This is a genomic window from Treponema ruminis (assembly GCF_014201975.1).
Taxonomy (GTDB): domain Bacteria; phylum Spirochaetota; class Spirochaetia; order Treponematales; family Treponemataceae; genus Treponema_D; species Treponema_D ruminis.
Genome location: NZ_JACHFQ010000011.1, coordinates 4,011 through 17,188 on the forward strand (window position 1 = coordinate 4,011; position 13,178 = coordinate 17,188).

Sequence of the window (13,178 nt, forward strand, 5' to 3'; positions counted from 1 at the left end):
TCGACAAGGCAGAAACAAGCAGCAGACGCTACGTCCTTGAGCCAATAATAACTACTTCTGTTATTCTGGATCAGCGGGTGCTTAAATGCTGCAAACTGTTTTTTTGCTATTCCCGTATCATATCCAGAACTGCTCCATACAACAGAACCATAAACTTCAACCTCAGATAAAAGCACTGCCTGGCAGCTCGTCCAATTCCAGCCACTTGATGCACCTCCAGCATTGCCAAAACGGTTTACAGCACTTGAATCCATTGCGTTTGACAGCAGCTCACCCGTTGTCTGTAAATGCCTTCCGAATTCCGCATAAAGCTGCTTATTGATTGTGGCTCCACTTGCCGTGCTTCCGGTTGTCGTTACTGCGCCGAGGACTTCAGTATGCATCTTGCTTCCGACATAACCATTTGCAGTAGTATTGCTGTCATTCATCGCATGGCATCCAAAATGATTCGGCTCTGATGTACTTATGCCCTTTCCTGGTACCATTACAAGATGATGAGCTGTCATATACTGCGGATAACCCTGATACATGAGGCCGTCAATCTCAGCGATTGTTACCCATGACGTGCCTACCGTTCCGGCATAAGAATCAGGGCAGGTAATGCCCCGTGACATCTGGAAATAATCGCCCGCGTAGATGTCCTCATAAAGCTGGAAGCCGTCAGTGCCGGTGAGGCGTTTCCATAATGTGCCGTCTTGATAATATGATGTGATGTCTTTCGGAACAAGCCGCATGATCTTGTGAGAGAACGCGGACTGTAAATAAAGGTAAGTTGTCTCTCCTGTGGCAGGAACGGCAAAGCCTCTTGCAACCTGCCCGAAATCCTTTGCTAAGGCAGCAATGATGCCGTTGTTTTGTGATATTGATTCGATAAATTTACCGCTTCCACCGACGTTTTCACAATTTAAAATACTCGCAAAAAAAGCGCAGAGAGCTTCCTGCGAATATTTACCGTCATTACCGTTTGCATCAGTTCCCATCAGAAAGGAACTGGCGGCAGGTTCTTTTGTAATTTTGTCAATAAATCTTACTACGCCCATTTCTTTTCTCCTAAGAATACAGTCATTTTTAGAAAATCATGTCTTCCACTGAAAAATCTTGCGGCAAAAAGGCCTCGTTCTGTGACACGCCGTAAGCCATTATCGAGCTGATTACGCCGTCTATTCGCTGTGTGCTTGCCTTGCTTTTCTTCATCGGCTTGTAGTTACCGTTTACATCCGGCTTGATTTCGACATTGTTTATCATCCAGAGCATTACTGGGCTGTTGTCCACGAGTTTTCCATCCTTCACGGTCTTTTCATAAGACTGAGTGAGAGGGGAAAGTTTACGCAAACTCTGCTCGATCTCAATCAGGGCAATATCCGGCCGTTCCGCATCCAGCTCTTTGATTACGTCCTTTGCCTGCCATTTATCGTACCCTATGCCCCGCAACTTGAAGCGGTCCGCATCCTCCAGAATGTCCCGGACAATGAAGCTGTAATCAATCGTGTTTCCGGGAATTGCCGTGATGATGCCGCTATCAATCCACTGAAAAAAGTTGATGTTTTCTTTTCTGTAGCGTTCGTGTGCCGTGCCTTCAGGAATGTAGAAACGGTGAAAATAGTAGTCCTTGCCGTCTTTTTCAAAGAGTTTCGTGAAGGCGCAGAGGTCGTCAACCTGAGCAAGGTCGAGGCCTCCGTAACATTCCATGCCCTCAAAATCCTCGACCTTTGCGTCAATTTTCTTGTTTTTCTGCCATGTTTCGATTGCAAGCCATGACTTTTCGCCACCACCGCCCCAAATCCCGAAGGTTTTTGCCTTCAGTTCGGGGATTTTGTGGGGCGTGAGTTCCGCGTCGTCGATGTCGGACTGAATGACGGAAGGGTCAATAATGTCGTAAAGGCTTGGATTTGCCTTCTGCCATAATGCCGGATCATGATAATCGTCGTTTTCATCAAGGGCATAAATCACGGAGAAAAAATCTTCCTGCGTCTGTGTTCCGTTCAGGATTCTCTTTGCCTTTAAATTCTGCTCAAAGCATGGGTTTGAGACTTCGACATCGGCGGTGGTAACGACAACAAGTTGGGCGTCTTTTTTGCTCCTCATGCCGTACTGCATTGACATGAACATCTTGTCGCTCTGAAAGTCGTGGTATTCGTCCAGCACGGCAAACCGAGGGCGCAGGCCGTCAACGGATTTTCCGCCGTCACAGTAAAAGCCAAGCCTTGATTTTTCGTTAATGTCTTTGAATGTGATTGCGAGTGAACGGCAGTCCAGAATGTCGTCAAGAGCGGGCTCTGCCTTGATGATGTCGCGCACTTCCTTGAATGTTTTTTCTGCCAGCGTGTCGGAGCTGGAAACAAGATAGGATTCAGATGCCTTGTATTTTAGAAAGTTGAAGACTACGAGCGGAAGAAGAACCCCTGTTGTTTTCCCGTTCTTTCGGTTTACCTCTATGTAAGCCATTCGGAATCGCTTTCGGTCACTGTCTCCTTTGTGCCGCCAGCCTTCCACGTTCGCAAAAACAAAAATCTGCCAGGGTAAAAGGTCGATTGTCTTTCCGTTGAGGTCGCCGGGCTTAAGGGATTCTGCGAAAGAAAGCACCATTTCGGCGGCTTTTTCGTCAAAATAATAGGGAAAATCGTCCCTTTTCTCGCGTTTTCGGTCGGAAATGAAGCGTTTAACGGCTTTTTTTGTCCAGATTCCGGCGACAATCTTGCCGCTGGCGATGTCTGAGCAGTATTTCTCAAGTATTTCCATGTAGTTTTTCATAGAAATACAGTCATTTTGACAAAAAAATGAGTTGTCAAGAAATATTTGACAACTCAAAGGGAATTATTTCGTTAAATTGTCTGATGAAAACGCAAGGTCCAGAAGGTATCGGCTTGTTGTCTTTCCGCTTTTTGCGACAAGTTCTTTGAGCCGTTCCAATTCTTCTGGCTGACAGCTTACAGAAAAGGAAACACGTTTCAAGCCGGTGGCTTTTCGCCCGCCACCGTGGTAGCCGTAGCCAGAATATTTAGGCTTTTCTGTTTGTTCCATGATTGTTTTTCCTAGATTTTCTTGTGTAATAAATTACAATACCGATTACGACGCCTGCCATTATTGGGAAAAAAATTGACATAAGCACCTCGATGATTTAATATTAAAAGGAAAGGGAAGCTCGCATTTCTGCGAACTCCCCACCGACTTACTTAGATTTCTTGTCTAGCCATTTGGTTATGTAGTACGTGACTACTGCAACAACCAGGGTTAGCAGGAAATCAACCAGCTTATCGGCTAAGTAAAGTAGTACTTCCTTCACTTAGGTCTCCTTATCAGCGCGTCCGCTGATAGTTATAATATAATGTCAATTCTGTTTTTTGTCAATACGTTTTACAAAATAATACTAAATTACTTATAATACTCCTTGCTTTTCGCAAAATTCTGTTATTTGGTCGCTTGTGCATTTTAGAAGCGGCTTCCATGCAATAACTTTCTTCTGTGTGTTTGAGTTTCTGAAATCTTCTTTTTGCAGGTACATTGAATGTTCAAAAAAGAAAAATCCGTTTTGGTATTGTCCTCTGTAATAGTTATAGCCACCGCTTATGTTGTCATTCCAAAGAATACCCATTACATCATAGAAAAGACCGTCAGACGGTGGCAAAGCGTCTTTTACGCTCTGATAACCTTGCTTGTTGTCTTCAATTTCAACTGCCTTAAAATATCTGCTAGGCTCATCAATTGGGCTTTCGTAATATGGAAAAGCAATCAGATTGTCCGTCTCTTCATCAAAACAACAGCCATTAACGAAGCCGTAATTTTCATTAGTAAAGAGTAATTCAAACTCTTTCTTAGTTATTTCTTTCAGTTGCATTTTCAATTCTCCTTTCCAAACCAAGCTCTTAATTTTCTCGTAACATCGTTTCTTTAACGGTAAACTACTCCTTCAAAAAAAACTAATCTTCTAATACAAGTTGATAATCACTATTAGACCAACCTCCACTACCTTTTATAGCAACAACTTTTTTCTGCATTATACTGTTCCAAAAAGCCTGATCTTCTTTAGAAGGAATTTCACTTCGCCCGAATCTATATTCAAAATGATGTTCACCAAAAAATGGCTCTTTTTCACTTTTGATTCCGATACGGCCCCATTCTGATTTCTGATTTACAATATCAACAAGAACTTCATTTACTGTTGCTTTTGGAGAAACCTCAATAATGTACTCTGATGTTTCATCGCTTCTTGTTTTGCCGTGTCCTACAATTTCAAAACTGTTCATAGTTTCACCACCTTGTAACTGTTTGGAAGCATAGTAACTAAATCATTAAAATAGCCTTCATCTTCTGTCTGCAAGTATGAAAAACGCAACAATTCCAGATGTTTAATCAATTCATCAAACCTGTAATGACTATGCACTCTACCTTCAAACTTTGATAAATCAAAACAGTCCTCGGTTATCTGGGTATTGGCTATCAGTTTTTTTTCTTCTTGGGTAAAACGCCCCTCTGTATTATCTTCACGCTTACAAAGCGGCAAACTTACAGATTCTTTTCCAAGTAAAACTGTACCGAAATCCTCACCTCTTAAAGACTTCGGTAAATACTTAATCATTATATCATCAAGATATTTCTCGTTACTAACAAGGGCTTCTGAATCAGGATGTTTCAAAAGGACTTCTGCTAATTCTTTCGCTTTCATACACACTCCTTTCCTCATCGCCGGGCTTAACGCCCGGCAGATTATTTGATACGCCTACGCTGCGAGGACGAAGCGGGGACGGACATAAAAGTCCGTATTCCCAGCGTAGTAGTAGTCGGCATAGCCATTGCTGTAGACACCGCAGAAATAAGCAGCAGACGACTTATACGGTGTACATAGCCAATACCATTTAGTAAAATTTTCTTTAAAATCAAATGCAATTCGATTCCGGCTTTTTTTGAAATAATTCAGGCGTTTTTCTCCAAATGTCTCATCATAAGAAAGCAAGCAGCAATTTATGGCCGCGATTCCAGCTTCCTGCATCGCTTTCAAAAACTCACCTGATAAATACTGATTAAGCTGAGTTTTCTTAAAATCTTTTGTGTTATTGAGATCTACAGCACTCTTAAAAAGACAATGCTCAAAAATAAGAATAAAATCACCATTTGTTTTTTTCCCAACAATGACAGCCTCATCCGAAACTTCTAATATGTTGAAGCTCATTACTGTTTGACCCTTTATTTCTGTTTCTGGAACAGTGAAATCCGGCAGCTTTATTCTGTCTCCAATCTGCACACGAGCTTTATTTTTATTAAAGCCGTCCAAAGTCCAGAGGGTGCTTGTCTCTAAGATTCCATCATCATTTGTTTTCATTTTCTACCTCCAAGTAGTGCGCTGATTGCGCTTTCGTTTTTCTGTATTTCCTGGCCCGTTTTGATCACGTTCAGCTCATCGAGCGTGAGTTTTGTTCGGGCGGCAGGGCTTATGTAATACTTGCTTCCGAGCTGGTCAAACTTGTTCGAGAGGGCGATGAAAACTTTCTGAGTTTTCTCGAATGTGTCAAAGTCTTCCAGCGGGTCAATGTCTGAAAAAAGGCTCTGGACTTCCCTCAGCTTTTCCAGAATTATGCAGAGCTCTTCAAGCTGGGGAAGGTCTGCGGGTGAGAGTACCCGAACCGCCACCAGCATTGCCGTGAGCTTTTTCCAGTAGGAACGGACATACTTGCTTTGAATCGTCTTCGGGCAAGCGATTTTTGTTTCTTCCGGAAAAATCGCGGTAGACTTCTTTGCAAGGGCTGTGTCTGCGCTCGGCTTGTTTTTTTCACGCGTGGTGTTAAGCGTGCCTTTTAACGCTTTGAGCTCAGTTGGAAGCCTCTGTCTCCCCATCCAAAAGCTCCTCTATACGTGAATAATGGTCTCGACACTCTTTCAAAACCTCAGAAACACAACAGCTTTCCGTGATATTTATTCTTTCAAGTGCCAGGATTGATGTTTCTATCAAGTTTTGAATTTTTTCAAATTCCTTTTTAATCTTCTTTATTTTTTCCATCATGCCCCCCTAAAATTTCAGAAAAAAATAGTGTAATTCTCGCGCGTGAATTGCCGTGGTTGGTCAAACGCGAGTGCCCCAGAAGTTTTTTATCCCCCCTCCCCCTGCCGCTTTTTCTTGTGGAAAAAATTATTTTCCTGCAAAGTCTTTGCACTGTGACATTTCCAGCACATGGGCTGCAAGTTGTTCTTGTCGTAGAATAGATCCTCATTGCCCCGATGCGGGATGATATGATCCGCAATCTCTGAAGGCTGGCCGCATTTAATGCAGAAGGGATTTTCCCGAAGGAATTCTCGCCGTGTCTTTCGCCAACGGGCAGACTGATACAAATTGTGATATTCACGGCTTTTTGTCCTTTGCGTGAATATCGTTTTCTTCTCAGCCTTGTGCTTCGGGCATCTCGTACCGTTGCTTACAAGGCAGTTGCATCCTGGATAAGTGCACAATTTCATTAACATCTTTCAGCCCTCTATACATCTGTTTTCTTTAAGAAAAACATAAAGCGCAGATGTCAGCTTCTGTTTTTCATCCTGCGTAAGCTCCACGTTAAGCGTGGAGTTATTTCCGTCAAGCTCTACTTCCAGCTCGCAATCCGGAAGGATGTTCCGTATATGCTCGGCGGTTTTGACCACAACAAGCTCCTGCAAGCAGTTGTATTCGTGGCCGTCTATAACGACTTTCTCATGCCTTATCAACTTCCTGATTTCCGGGCTTCGCTTTGCTGTGTGTGAGGTAAAAGCGTGCCTTCCTGCATCAATGAAAGACTGAATCAAATCTTCTGTTGTCATAGGCCCTTTTTTACCGGGTGACCATAAATAATCGGGAAATTCGACTCTCTTGTAGCCTCATCCTCGTAGATTATTTCCTTCTGGAAATCGGCTGCATATTGAAGTTCCCTTCTTGCGCCTTTTGATTGCTGCCAGTCCTTAAGCATGAAGATCGCATCAACGCAATCTATCAGCGCAAAATCAATGTGCATGAACTGCTCGTATGTCAGGAACGAATATTCTCCGACATCAACCGGGCTTATCACATTATGATTTTGTGCAAGCAACTTAGCCTTCGCCTTCGCGAATTTCTCTTTGTAGTTCTTGTCGTCAGTAATTTTCCCAGATATGTAAATTGTCATTCTTTCTTCCCTCCAGTTTTTTCAGCCTTGTGTAAAGCTGTTCTGATTTGCTTTGGTAATAAAGAGCGTGCCTGACTCCGTTATACAGTGCCGAAACATAATTCTTTCTTACGCTCCAGCAGTAATTGTCCTTTCGTTCCGAATATCGTCTCAGAACGTATTCGAGCGCCTCAATCGCCTTGTCTTCAAAATCTGCATCGTCGAGATAAAAGCCTTTCTGTTTCCGTTCATTGCGGATCAGTTTTTTAGCAATCTCGATGGATTTAAGCCAAAGGTCTCTGTGTGCTTTTCTGTCGTTTTTCGCAAGATACGCATACTGAAGATTTATCAGAATCTCACTGTCATTTTTTGGCTCAGCATAAAACGGCAGCTCGTCTATAAAATCTTGCCATGTGAACTCGAAAAAAAAGAACATTAGCATTTTTCACCTCATGCCAAGAAATCGCTCCACCACATCAGGAGTTTTTTTGAAGGTCCGTGATGTCGGCTCTTTGGGCGGTTCTGCATAAGCGCGAATAAAATCATCCTCCGTGAGCACCCTGTTCCGCCGGTTGATGTCCTTGCAGACCGTGCATTCATACCGCCATTCCTCGATGACCGTCGCATCTTCCCCGGTATCGCAAAGAAGCTCTACTTTCACCATGTGCAGCGGCTTCAGTTCCGCCTGCCAGTTTCCGCCGCCTCTTTTTACACGTTCACGGCAATAAGGGCAGAAGGCGTAGCGCGTCGCGCCTGAAAGCGGCTTTCTGAATACGACCTTCTCTGCAAGCACATTAGTGCGCCTGTAGCCGGCAAGAAGCACATCCCTTGCGCTTTTGGGCTTTTCAGTGTTGTTTATGAACTCCATACTGCACACTCCTAATCAAATGTCGCGCCACATTCCGAGCATTGCCATTTCATCAGCTTCTCAGACCATGAGGCGGAAATCCGTCCGCATTTGTCGCACTTGAAAAGCCTTGGCTTTTCAGTTTGCGAGCCTTTTGGCACATCTTTCTGAAACTTCTTGAAGTTGTTCGGGCGGTAGTTGGCCGGAAGGCAGTTCAAGAAAGTCTTGGAGCCTGCAAAAGCGTCAAAACTGAATTCCTTGTCGATGTAAGATTCCGGGTTTTTAAGCTCAGAGATGTAATTGTCGACGGCTGCAATCACATCGTCTGAGCCATAGCCCCGTAATTTTTGAAGTGCGAGACGGAAATCGCACGACTGGAAGCGAAAAAAGTCGCCTTTCTGGCAAGGAAGCCCCGCATTTTTGAATCTGTCAAAGACAATGCGTGAGTAATTTTTTTGAGAATCACTCAATGTTGACGGCGGTGACGGTTGATTTTTCGGCTCATCGCAAGGATTTTCGTTTTTTTCAAAAATCTCACAGTCTTTAAATTCACCATCACCATCATCATTTAAATTTAAATTCTCATTAGCATTTAAATTTACATTTACATTAGGGTTTTTGTTTTCGGAAACTTCAAAACCCATAGGGTTTTTAGTTTCTAAACCCATAGGGTTTTTAGTTTCTTTCTTCGGCCGTCCGCCTAAACTGCCATATTTGCCGTTTTCCTGTCTCTTGAGGTTTGCATCGAGCTGAGGCTTGATAAGCGTGAACACGATTTTTTCAACTCCGCTCAATTCGATTTCGTTCTGGTTGAGTGCGTATTCGTTTATTGCAAACATGATTTTGCCGTACTGTTCCGGCGGCAAGTCTTTCAGAGCCTCGTGAAAAGAGCGGTATGTAACAAAAGAATCTGTCATGGTCTATAAGCCTCTGCTTCGTTTTTAAATTGCCCCCAAAAAAAGTCATATTTTACGTGGGGCAAAGTATTTTAGTAATTCGGTACTCCGGGAGCGTTTGGATTTCCGAAAGCCTGAGCCATGCCGTTTGCGTCTGCCTGTGACATCGGAGCAATATTCTGCTGAGGTGCCTGTGGCTGTAGAGCAGGTGAGGCCTGTTTCTCAATCAGCTTTGCGTTCACGTACTGGCTTTTCTCGGTCTTCCATTCCTCAATCGGCCTGCCTGCCTGGTCGTATCCGGTGACTACTTTTTTCTGCTTTGTATGGCTGAATTCAGCTTTTCCGACCTTGCTCACAAACGGGTTGAAGTTCCCGCCGATTACTTCCTGAATGTTGACGCCGAAGCAGTCGCAGAGCCGTGAAAGCCCGTAGTCGAAATTGTCGCCCTCGAAAATCGTGTGGCGGTACGGTATCTTGTTCCAGCTCGGAGCGTTTACAGTAAAATACACGGCGAGCACGTTCTTGCCCTGGTACTGCTCGTATTTGACATCACAGAGCGAGATGTCATAAGTGCCGTCCTGGCACTCACAGCTTTTTGTTGCGGGCACATACTGTGCGTTTGTGATCCAGCTCATTTACTTTTCCTCCTGAATTGTGTTTGCTGAAAAAATAGGCGCTGACATTTCCGGGGCGTGTGCTTCCGGAATATTGGCGGATCCAAGGGCCTCGTCGGCAAGCTCCTCGGTAATCTCTTCCTGTGTGTAAGGCATTCCGCCAAGCTCATCCGGGAAACAGAGTCGGAAGCCCTGCGACATGGCCACCTTCTTTATCATTGTCTTAGGCGACTTTGCCCACATTGCCTTTCCCGTGCTGTACTCACTCAGATAGACCTCATGCACGAACGGAAAGTCAAAGTCCTTCCGGTGAATCTCAATCACCGCCTTGATGTCCGCTCCCTCGCCCTCGGTCCATACCTTCCAGCCGGAGAGTTTCCCGCTCCGCTCGGCCCGCTTCAGGTAAACCTCAAAGCCGACTATGATGTTGAAGTCGTTGCCGTAAGGAACGGCGTAGATTTCCCGCTTGAAAGGGTTGAGGCAGAAAGCCTTGCAGATTTCAAGGAACTGCGCCCGCTGGTTGTCGGGGAGCTTGTTTCCCATGCTCACAAGGTATTCCCCCGCAAGTTTCGTGAAGTCCTGGGCTAAAAGCCCGTTCTCTTTGTTCTCAACTACAGTGATTTCATTGACGTTCATTTTTCCTCCATAAAGTCAAAAAGCAGTTGCCCGTTAGCAATATCATCCGTAGGGCGTATGTGCTTCGGCTTCGGTTTTCTTTTGGCTTCAATCTCAGCCTTCGCCTCAGCCCATGTTTTAATATGAGGCTCTTTTTTCTGCCCCGTAAAATATTCCTCAGCCCAGCTCATGATAAGCTCTCCCTCGACGGCTCCGTTCCTGCCCTCAAGATGTTTCTTTGCCCGAGCCGTCACATAGTTCACGCATCCAGGCAGCTTCTCGGCCCTGAACTTCCCGGCAAATGCCGGGTCTTTCTCAGCCTCTTTTTTCAAGTATGCTTCAAGCGCATCTTTCAAGTTCATTTCTTCCTTCCGAGCTTTATTTTCTTACGGCACGGTGAGCTTCTGGCAATGAATCCCTTCATCGTGTACTCTTCGCAAAGCCTGTCCGCTTCCTTTCTGGTCAGCGAGCATTTCTTCACGATGAAGGCATTGTGTGCGGGCTCAAAAACTGAAAAACGGTAATAGATTGGGTTCTGCTTTTTTTTTGCCGTGCCTGTTTTTCTTGTAGGTATCTTTTTTAACTTTTCCAGGTCTTCGGCCGTGAAATATTTGAAGCGGCCGTCGCGGTCGTCACTTGTTCCTTTTATGCCCAGCCTGTAAATCCTTTTTCCTACCGCTATGCGGGATATGCCCAGAATTTCCACAAGGTCGTTGTATGTATAGCCTGCGCTCATTCTCCCACCTTGACGAGTTTCCCCGACCTGTCTGCATAATGATAAAATTCCCTGCGGTGTCGTCTGAGCACCATCAGGATTGAATTCTCGTACTTGTTCGCCGCCTGCGGGAAAAGCTCCGCCGCCTTGCTTCTGAGCTGATTCGCGTAGAATTCAGCCCCTACCGGGAGGGAGTCGAACGCCAGCAACACGGCTTTCTTCAAGGTCATTTTTTCCATAATTACTGCCCCAAAAGACTGCTGACGATTGCTGCTCCGACAAGCAAGCACATTAAAAGAAGGGCTATGCACGCGACCAAAAGTTCTGTTTCTGATCCGCCGCCTTTTTCCCAATATCCGCGCCTGTTTCTTATGATGCGCTTTTTCTTGAAATCCTTTCTTTTCATCTGTTCCCCTCCTGTACAGGGCTGAAAAATCTAGCGATATAAACATAGGCTATGCAAGAATGACAAAATCCTTGTCGTCGATGTGTTCCCTAAGCCAGCTCTTGATTCTCTCAACGGCCGTAAGTTTCCATGCTCCGCCATCTGCCTCAAAAAGCGCAAATTCCGGGGCTGCTCCTTTCCTTACGCGGAACAGATAGGCACTTTCAACCTGCTCAACCTCTCGGAAAGTCCTGTAAGGCTTGAGTGTTACAATCGGCTTTGTCTTTGATTCCTTGACAAGTGCGCCGGAGATACCGCTTTTAATTGTCACTGACTGTGTGATTCCGTCATCGGTCGAATTAACCTCGGTATCATCACGGACTGCCCCTGCATAAGAAAGCAGATAGTCTTTGTCGTCCGTTGTGCCGAAAAGTGACTGAATCTTGATGATGAAGTCTTCTTGTGACAAAAAGCGGTCAAACGGATATTCCCGCAAGTCACCGCGCAGCTCACAGACTGCAAGGGCTTCCCTTTTCCTGTTTTTGCCTAAAATGTTTGAATAAACTGCGATTTTGGTCTCATCAATAATTGAAAGGAAATAAGTATTTTTTCCGGCATCCGGCTTGAATTCATGATTGATGTAATCCGCCAGTCCCTGCAAGGAATTGAGCGAAAGTGGCTGGCATGTAGGCTCATCGCGAACGGCCTTCAAGTCGCGGGCTGAATAGGTGATGCCGTCAACATTGACAAGGAAAGAATCCTTGACGAGTGACTCAATTTTTTCGATAGTGTCTTTTCCTGTTTCCATCGTTTATGCCTGCCTTGAAATTTCTGGGAACGGTAGGATTGGCTGCTCCACATTTTCCTCGTATGCGTGAACTCCGTCCTTTTCGCGGGCGAAGAACATTGATTTGCTGAACGGCTTGATTGGCGGCAAGAAAGTCTTGACCGACAATTCAGTCTGAGCCATGAGCCTGTCTTCTGTAGGCTTGATGCAGAGTGTGAGAGTGATTCTTCTCGGAGATTTTGCCGGGGTGTTTATGTCCCGGATGTTGTCAATCACTTCTTTCATTGCGTTCTCGAAGTAATCATTTGCCGCCCCGCCTGAAAGTGTTTGAAGTGTTACTAACGATCTTTCCATTTTTTCATTCCTTCTTCTTTTCTTTTCCCTTGCCGACCTCGAAGGCCTCGCATTCCTGTCTCTGCCAGCGGATCTTGCAGACCTCACCGTCGTGAATCTGCACGGTTACGCCGACCGTCCCGTATTTGATTCTTGCGGCTTCCCTCTCAAGCCTTGCCGCAAGCCTCAGGTATTCCGCGCCCCTCATGCTTCCGGGCTCTCCTCGGGCACCGTCTGCATCCTTGCTTCCACCCATGCCTCAAGGTCTTTCTTCCTGTAGCGGACGATCTGCCCCTCACGCATCTTCGGGATGTCGAGTCTCCGCACTACCTGCTCCGAGAGCTTGAGGTATTTTGCCGCCTCAGCAGTCGTGAGGATTTCGTCGAAAATCTCGCTTTTCTCTTCTGCCATTTCAGATGTTCCTCCATATAAAAAAAATGGGCTTCGGTCGCTCCGCCGGGGACTGACCGGCTCGGCTTCCTTAGCCCAGTATTCGCTAATCCGTCACTTCGTGCCATGCGCCTCAGTCCTGCCCACGACATCGATGTCTTGAAGGTCCAGCAGTTGAGGGTGATTCCCGAAGCTCCAACTTAACTTCCGTTGAAAACTTCCGTTGCGACGGGTCTCATTTTCCGCTCAACGCTCTTTTTTTTGCCTTCCCGAACGGCTCTCAATACAAGGCTTGGGGGTTGAGGTAATGACCCCAGCTGAAAGCCGTTCGGAAAGGCGGCTGCTCCAACAGCCACCCACTGCCATTTTTTTTAGTGCTTCCCTTCCCATGTCCCCGGCTGACGGGTACAGAGCCTTGCATTTTCTCTGTTTGGGATAATCAGCCAGGAACTCCCCTTACGTTCCTTCTGTCAAGAAGGAACGTAACTCTATATAC

25 protein-coding genes are annotated in these 13,178 nt (G+C 45.5%); all 25 read right to left on the minus strand.

The genetic code is table 11. From position 1 onward, the window contains the following. On the minus strand, positions 1–1,040 hold a 1,040-nt coding region (locus HNP76_RS13880), incomplete at its 3' end, for a hypothetical protein (RefSeq protein WP_184661592.1). A 28-nt stretch (positions 1,041–1,068) separates the two neighbouring features. Next, on the minus strand, positions 1,069–2,751 hold the full coding sequence (locus HNP76_RS13885; RefSeq protein WP_184661594.1) for a terminase large subunit: 1,683 nt from the start codon (positions 2,749–2,751) through the stop codon (positions 1,069–1,071). 63 nt (positions 2,752–2,814) lie between these two features. After that, the gene (locus tag HNP76_RS13890) at positions 2,815–3,021 is read right to left on the minus strand and encodes a ribbon-helix-helix protein, CopG family (protein ID WP_184661596.1); all 207 of its coding nucleotides are present in this window, start codon (positions 3,019–3,021) and stop codon (positions 2,815–2,817) included. Between the two features lie 355 nt (positions 3,022–3,376). Further along, positions 3,377–3,835: a hypothetical protein gene (locus HNP76_RS13895; RefSeq protein WP_184661598.1), complete on the minus strand. Its 459-nt coding sequence runs from the start codon at positions 3,833–3,835 to the stop codon at positions 3,377–3,379. An 82-nt stretch (positions 3,836–3,917) separates the two neighbouring features. Then, entirely contained in the window at positions 3,918–4,244 is a 327-nt protein-coding gene (locus HNP76_RS13900) for a hypothetical protein (RefSeq protein ID WP_184661600.1), read from the minus strand. Beyond that, a complete protein-coding gene (locus tag HNP76_RS13905; protein WP_184661602.1) occupies positions 4,241–4,663 on the minus strand; it encodes a hypothetical protein in 423 nt (140 codons plus the stop codon). The genes HNP76_RS13900 and HNP76_RS13905 overlap by 4 nt, the downstream gene beginning before the upstream one ends. 54 nt (positions 4,664–4,717) lie before the next feature. Beyond that, positions 4,718–5,317, minus strand: a complete 600-nt coding sequence (locus HNP76_RS13910; protein WP_184661604.1) for a DUF6273 domain-containing protein — start codon at positions 5,315–5,317, stop codon at positions 4,718–4,720. Continuing rightward, a complete protein-coding gene (locus HNP76_RS13915; RefSeq protein WP_184661606.1) occupies positions 5,314–5,829 on the minus strand; it encodes a hypothetical protein in 516 nt (171 codons plus the stop codon). Before HNP76_RS13915 ends, HNP76_RS13910 begins: the two co-directional genes overlap by 4 nt. Then, positions 5,804–5,992, minus strand: a complete 189-nt coding sequence (locus HNP76_RS13920) for a hypothetical protein (protein ID WP_184661608.1) — start codon at positions 5,990–5,992, stop codon at positions 5,804–5,806. Before HNP76_RS13920 ends, HNP76_RS13915 begins: the two co-directional genes overlap by 26 nt. Positions 5,993–6,081: 89 nt before the next feature. Beyond that, entirely contained in the window at positions 6,082–6,450 is a 369-nt protein-coding gene (locus HNP76_RS14530) for an HNH endonuclease (RefSeq protein ID WP_371733523.1), read from the minus strand. Positions 6,451–6,453: 3 nt separating this feature from the next. Next, complete coding sequence (locus HNP76_RS13930) at positions 6,454–6,780, minus strand: hypothetical protein (RefSeq protein WP_184661610.1); 327 nt, start codon at positions 6,778–6,780, stop codon at positions 6,454–6,456. Then, positions 6,777–7,121: a DUF4406 domain-containing protein gene (locus HNP76_RS13935; protein WP_184661611.1), complete on the minus strand. Its 345-nt coding sequence runs from the start codon at positions 7,119–7,121 to the stop codon at positions 6,777–6,779. The genes HNP76_RS13930 and HNP76_RS13935 overlap by 4 nt, the downstream gene beginning before the upstream one ends. Then, positions 7,090–7,536 carry a hypothetical protein gene (locus HNP76_RS13940; protein WP_184661612.1) on the minus strand — a complete coding sequence of 149 codons (447 nt, stop codon included), beginning with the start codon at positions 7,534–7,536 and terminating at the stop codon, positions 7,090–7,092. The genes HNP76_RS13935 and HNP76_RS13940 overlap by 32 nt, the downstream gene beginning before the upstream one ends. 9 nt (positions 7,537–7,545) lie before the next feature. Continuing rightward, a complete protein-coding gene (locus tag HNP76_RS13945; protein WP_184661614.1) occupies positions 7,546–7,968 on the minus strand; it encodes a hypothetical protein in 423 nt (140 codons plus the stop codon). An 11-nt stretch (positions 7,969–7,979) separates the two neighbouring features. Then, positions 7,980–8,864: a DUF6291 domain-containing protein gene (locus HNP76_RS13950; RefSeq protein WP_184661616.1), complete on the minus strand. Its 885-nt coding sequence runs from the start codon at positions 8,862–8,864 to the stop codon at positions 7,980–7,982. A 71-nt stretch (positions 8,865–8,935) separates the two neighbouring features. Beyond that, complete coding sequence (locus tag HNP76_RS13955; RefSeq protein WP_184661618.1) at positions 8,936–9,478, minus strand: hypothetical protein; 543 nt, start codon at positions 9,476–9,478, stop codon at positions 8,936–8,938. After that, positions 9,479–10,093, minus strand: a complete 615-nt coding sequence (bet, locus tag HNP76_RS13960) for a phage recombination protein Bet (RefSeq protein WP_184661621.1) — start codon at positions 10,091–10,093, stop codon at positions 9,479–9,481. After that, positions 10,090–10,434, minus strand: a complete 345-nt coding sequence (locus HNP76_RS13965; protein ID WP_184661623.1) for a Cas9 inhibitor AcrIIA9 family protein — start codon at positions 10,432–10,434, stop codon at positions 10,090–10,092. Before HNP76_RS13965 ends, bet begins: the two co-directional genes overlap by 4 nt. Next, positions 10,431–10,808, minus strand: coding sequence for a hypothetical protein (locus HNP76_RS13970; protein ID WP_184661624.1), 378 nt, complete (start codon positions 10,806–10,808; stop codon positions 10,431–10,433). Before HNP76_RS13970 ends, HNP76_RS13965 begins: the two co-directional genes overlap by 4 nt. After that, on the minus strand, positions 10,805–11,026 hold the full coding sequence (locus HNP76_RS13975; protein WP_184661626.1) for a hypothetical protein: 222 nt from the start codon (positions 11,024–11,026) through the stop codon (positions 10,805–10,807). The genes HNP76_RS13970 and HNP76_RS13975 overlap by 4 nt, the downstream gene beginning before the upstream one ends. A gap of 2 nt (positions 11,027–11,028) precedes the next feature. After that, complete coding sequence (locus HNP76_RS13980) at positions 11,029–11,193, minus strand: hypothetical protein (protein ID WP_184661628.1); 165 nt, start codon at positions 11,191–11,193, stop codon at positions 11,029–11,031. 49 nt (positions 11,194–11,242) lie between these two features. Then, positions 11,243–11,980 (minus strand): hypothetical protein, encoded by a 738-nt coding sequence (locus tag HNP76_RS13985; RefSeq protein ID WP_184661630.1) that lies wholly within the window; start codon positions 11,978–11,980, stop codon positions 11,243–11,245. 3 nt (positions 11,981–11,983) lie between these two features. After that, on the minus strand, positions 11,984–12,313 hold the full coding sequence (locus tag HNP76_RS13990; RefSeq protein ID WP_184661632.1) for a hypothetical protein: 330 nt from the start codon (positions 12,311–12,313) through the stop codon (positions 11,984–11,986). A gap of 4 nt (positions 12,314–12,317) precedes the next feature. Then, positions 12,318–12,548, minus strand: coding sequence for a hypothetical protein (locus tag HNP76_RS13995; protein ID WP_184661634.1), 231 nt, complete (start codon positions 12,546–12,548; stop codon positions 12,318–12,320). Next, a complete protein-coding gene (locus HNP76_RS14000) occupies positions 12,497–12,703 on the minus strand; it encodes a helix-turn-helix domain-containing protein (RefSeq protein WP_184661636.1) in 207 nt (68 codons plus the stop codon). Before HNP76_RS14000 ends, HNP76_RS13995 begins: the two co-directional genes overlap by 52 nt. Between the last annotated feature and the right edge of the window lie 475 nt (positions 12,704–13,178).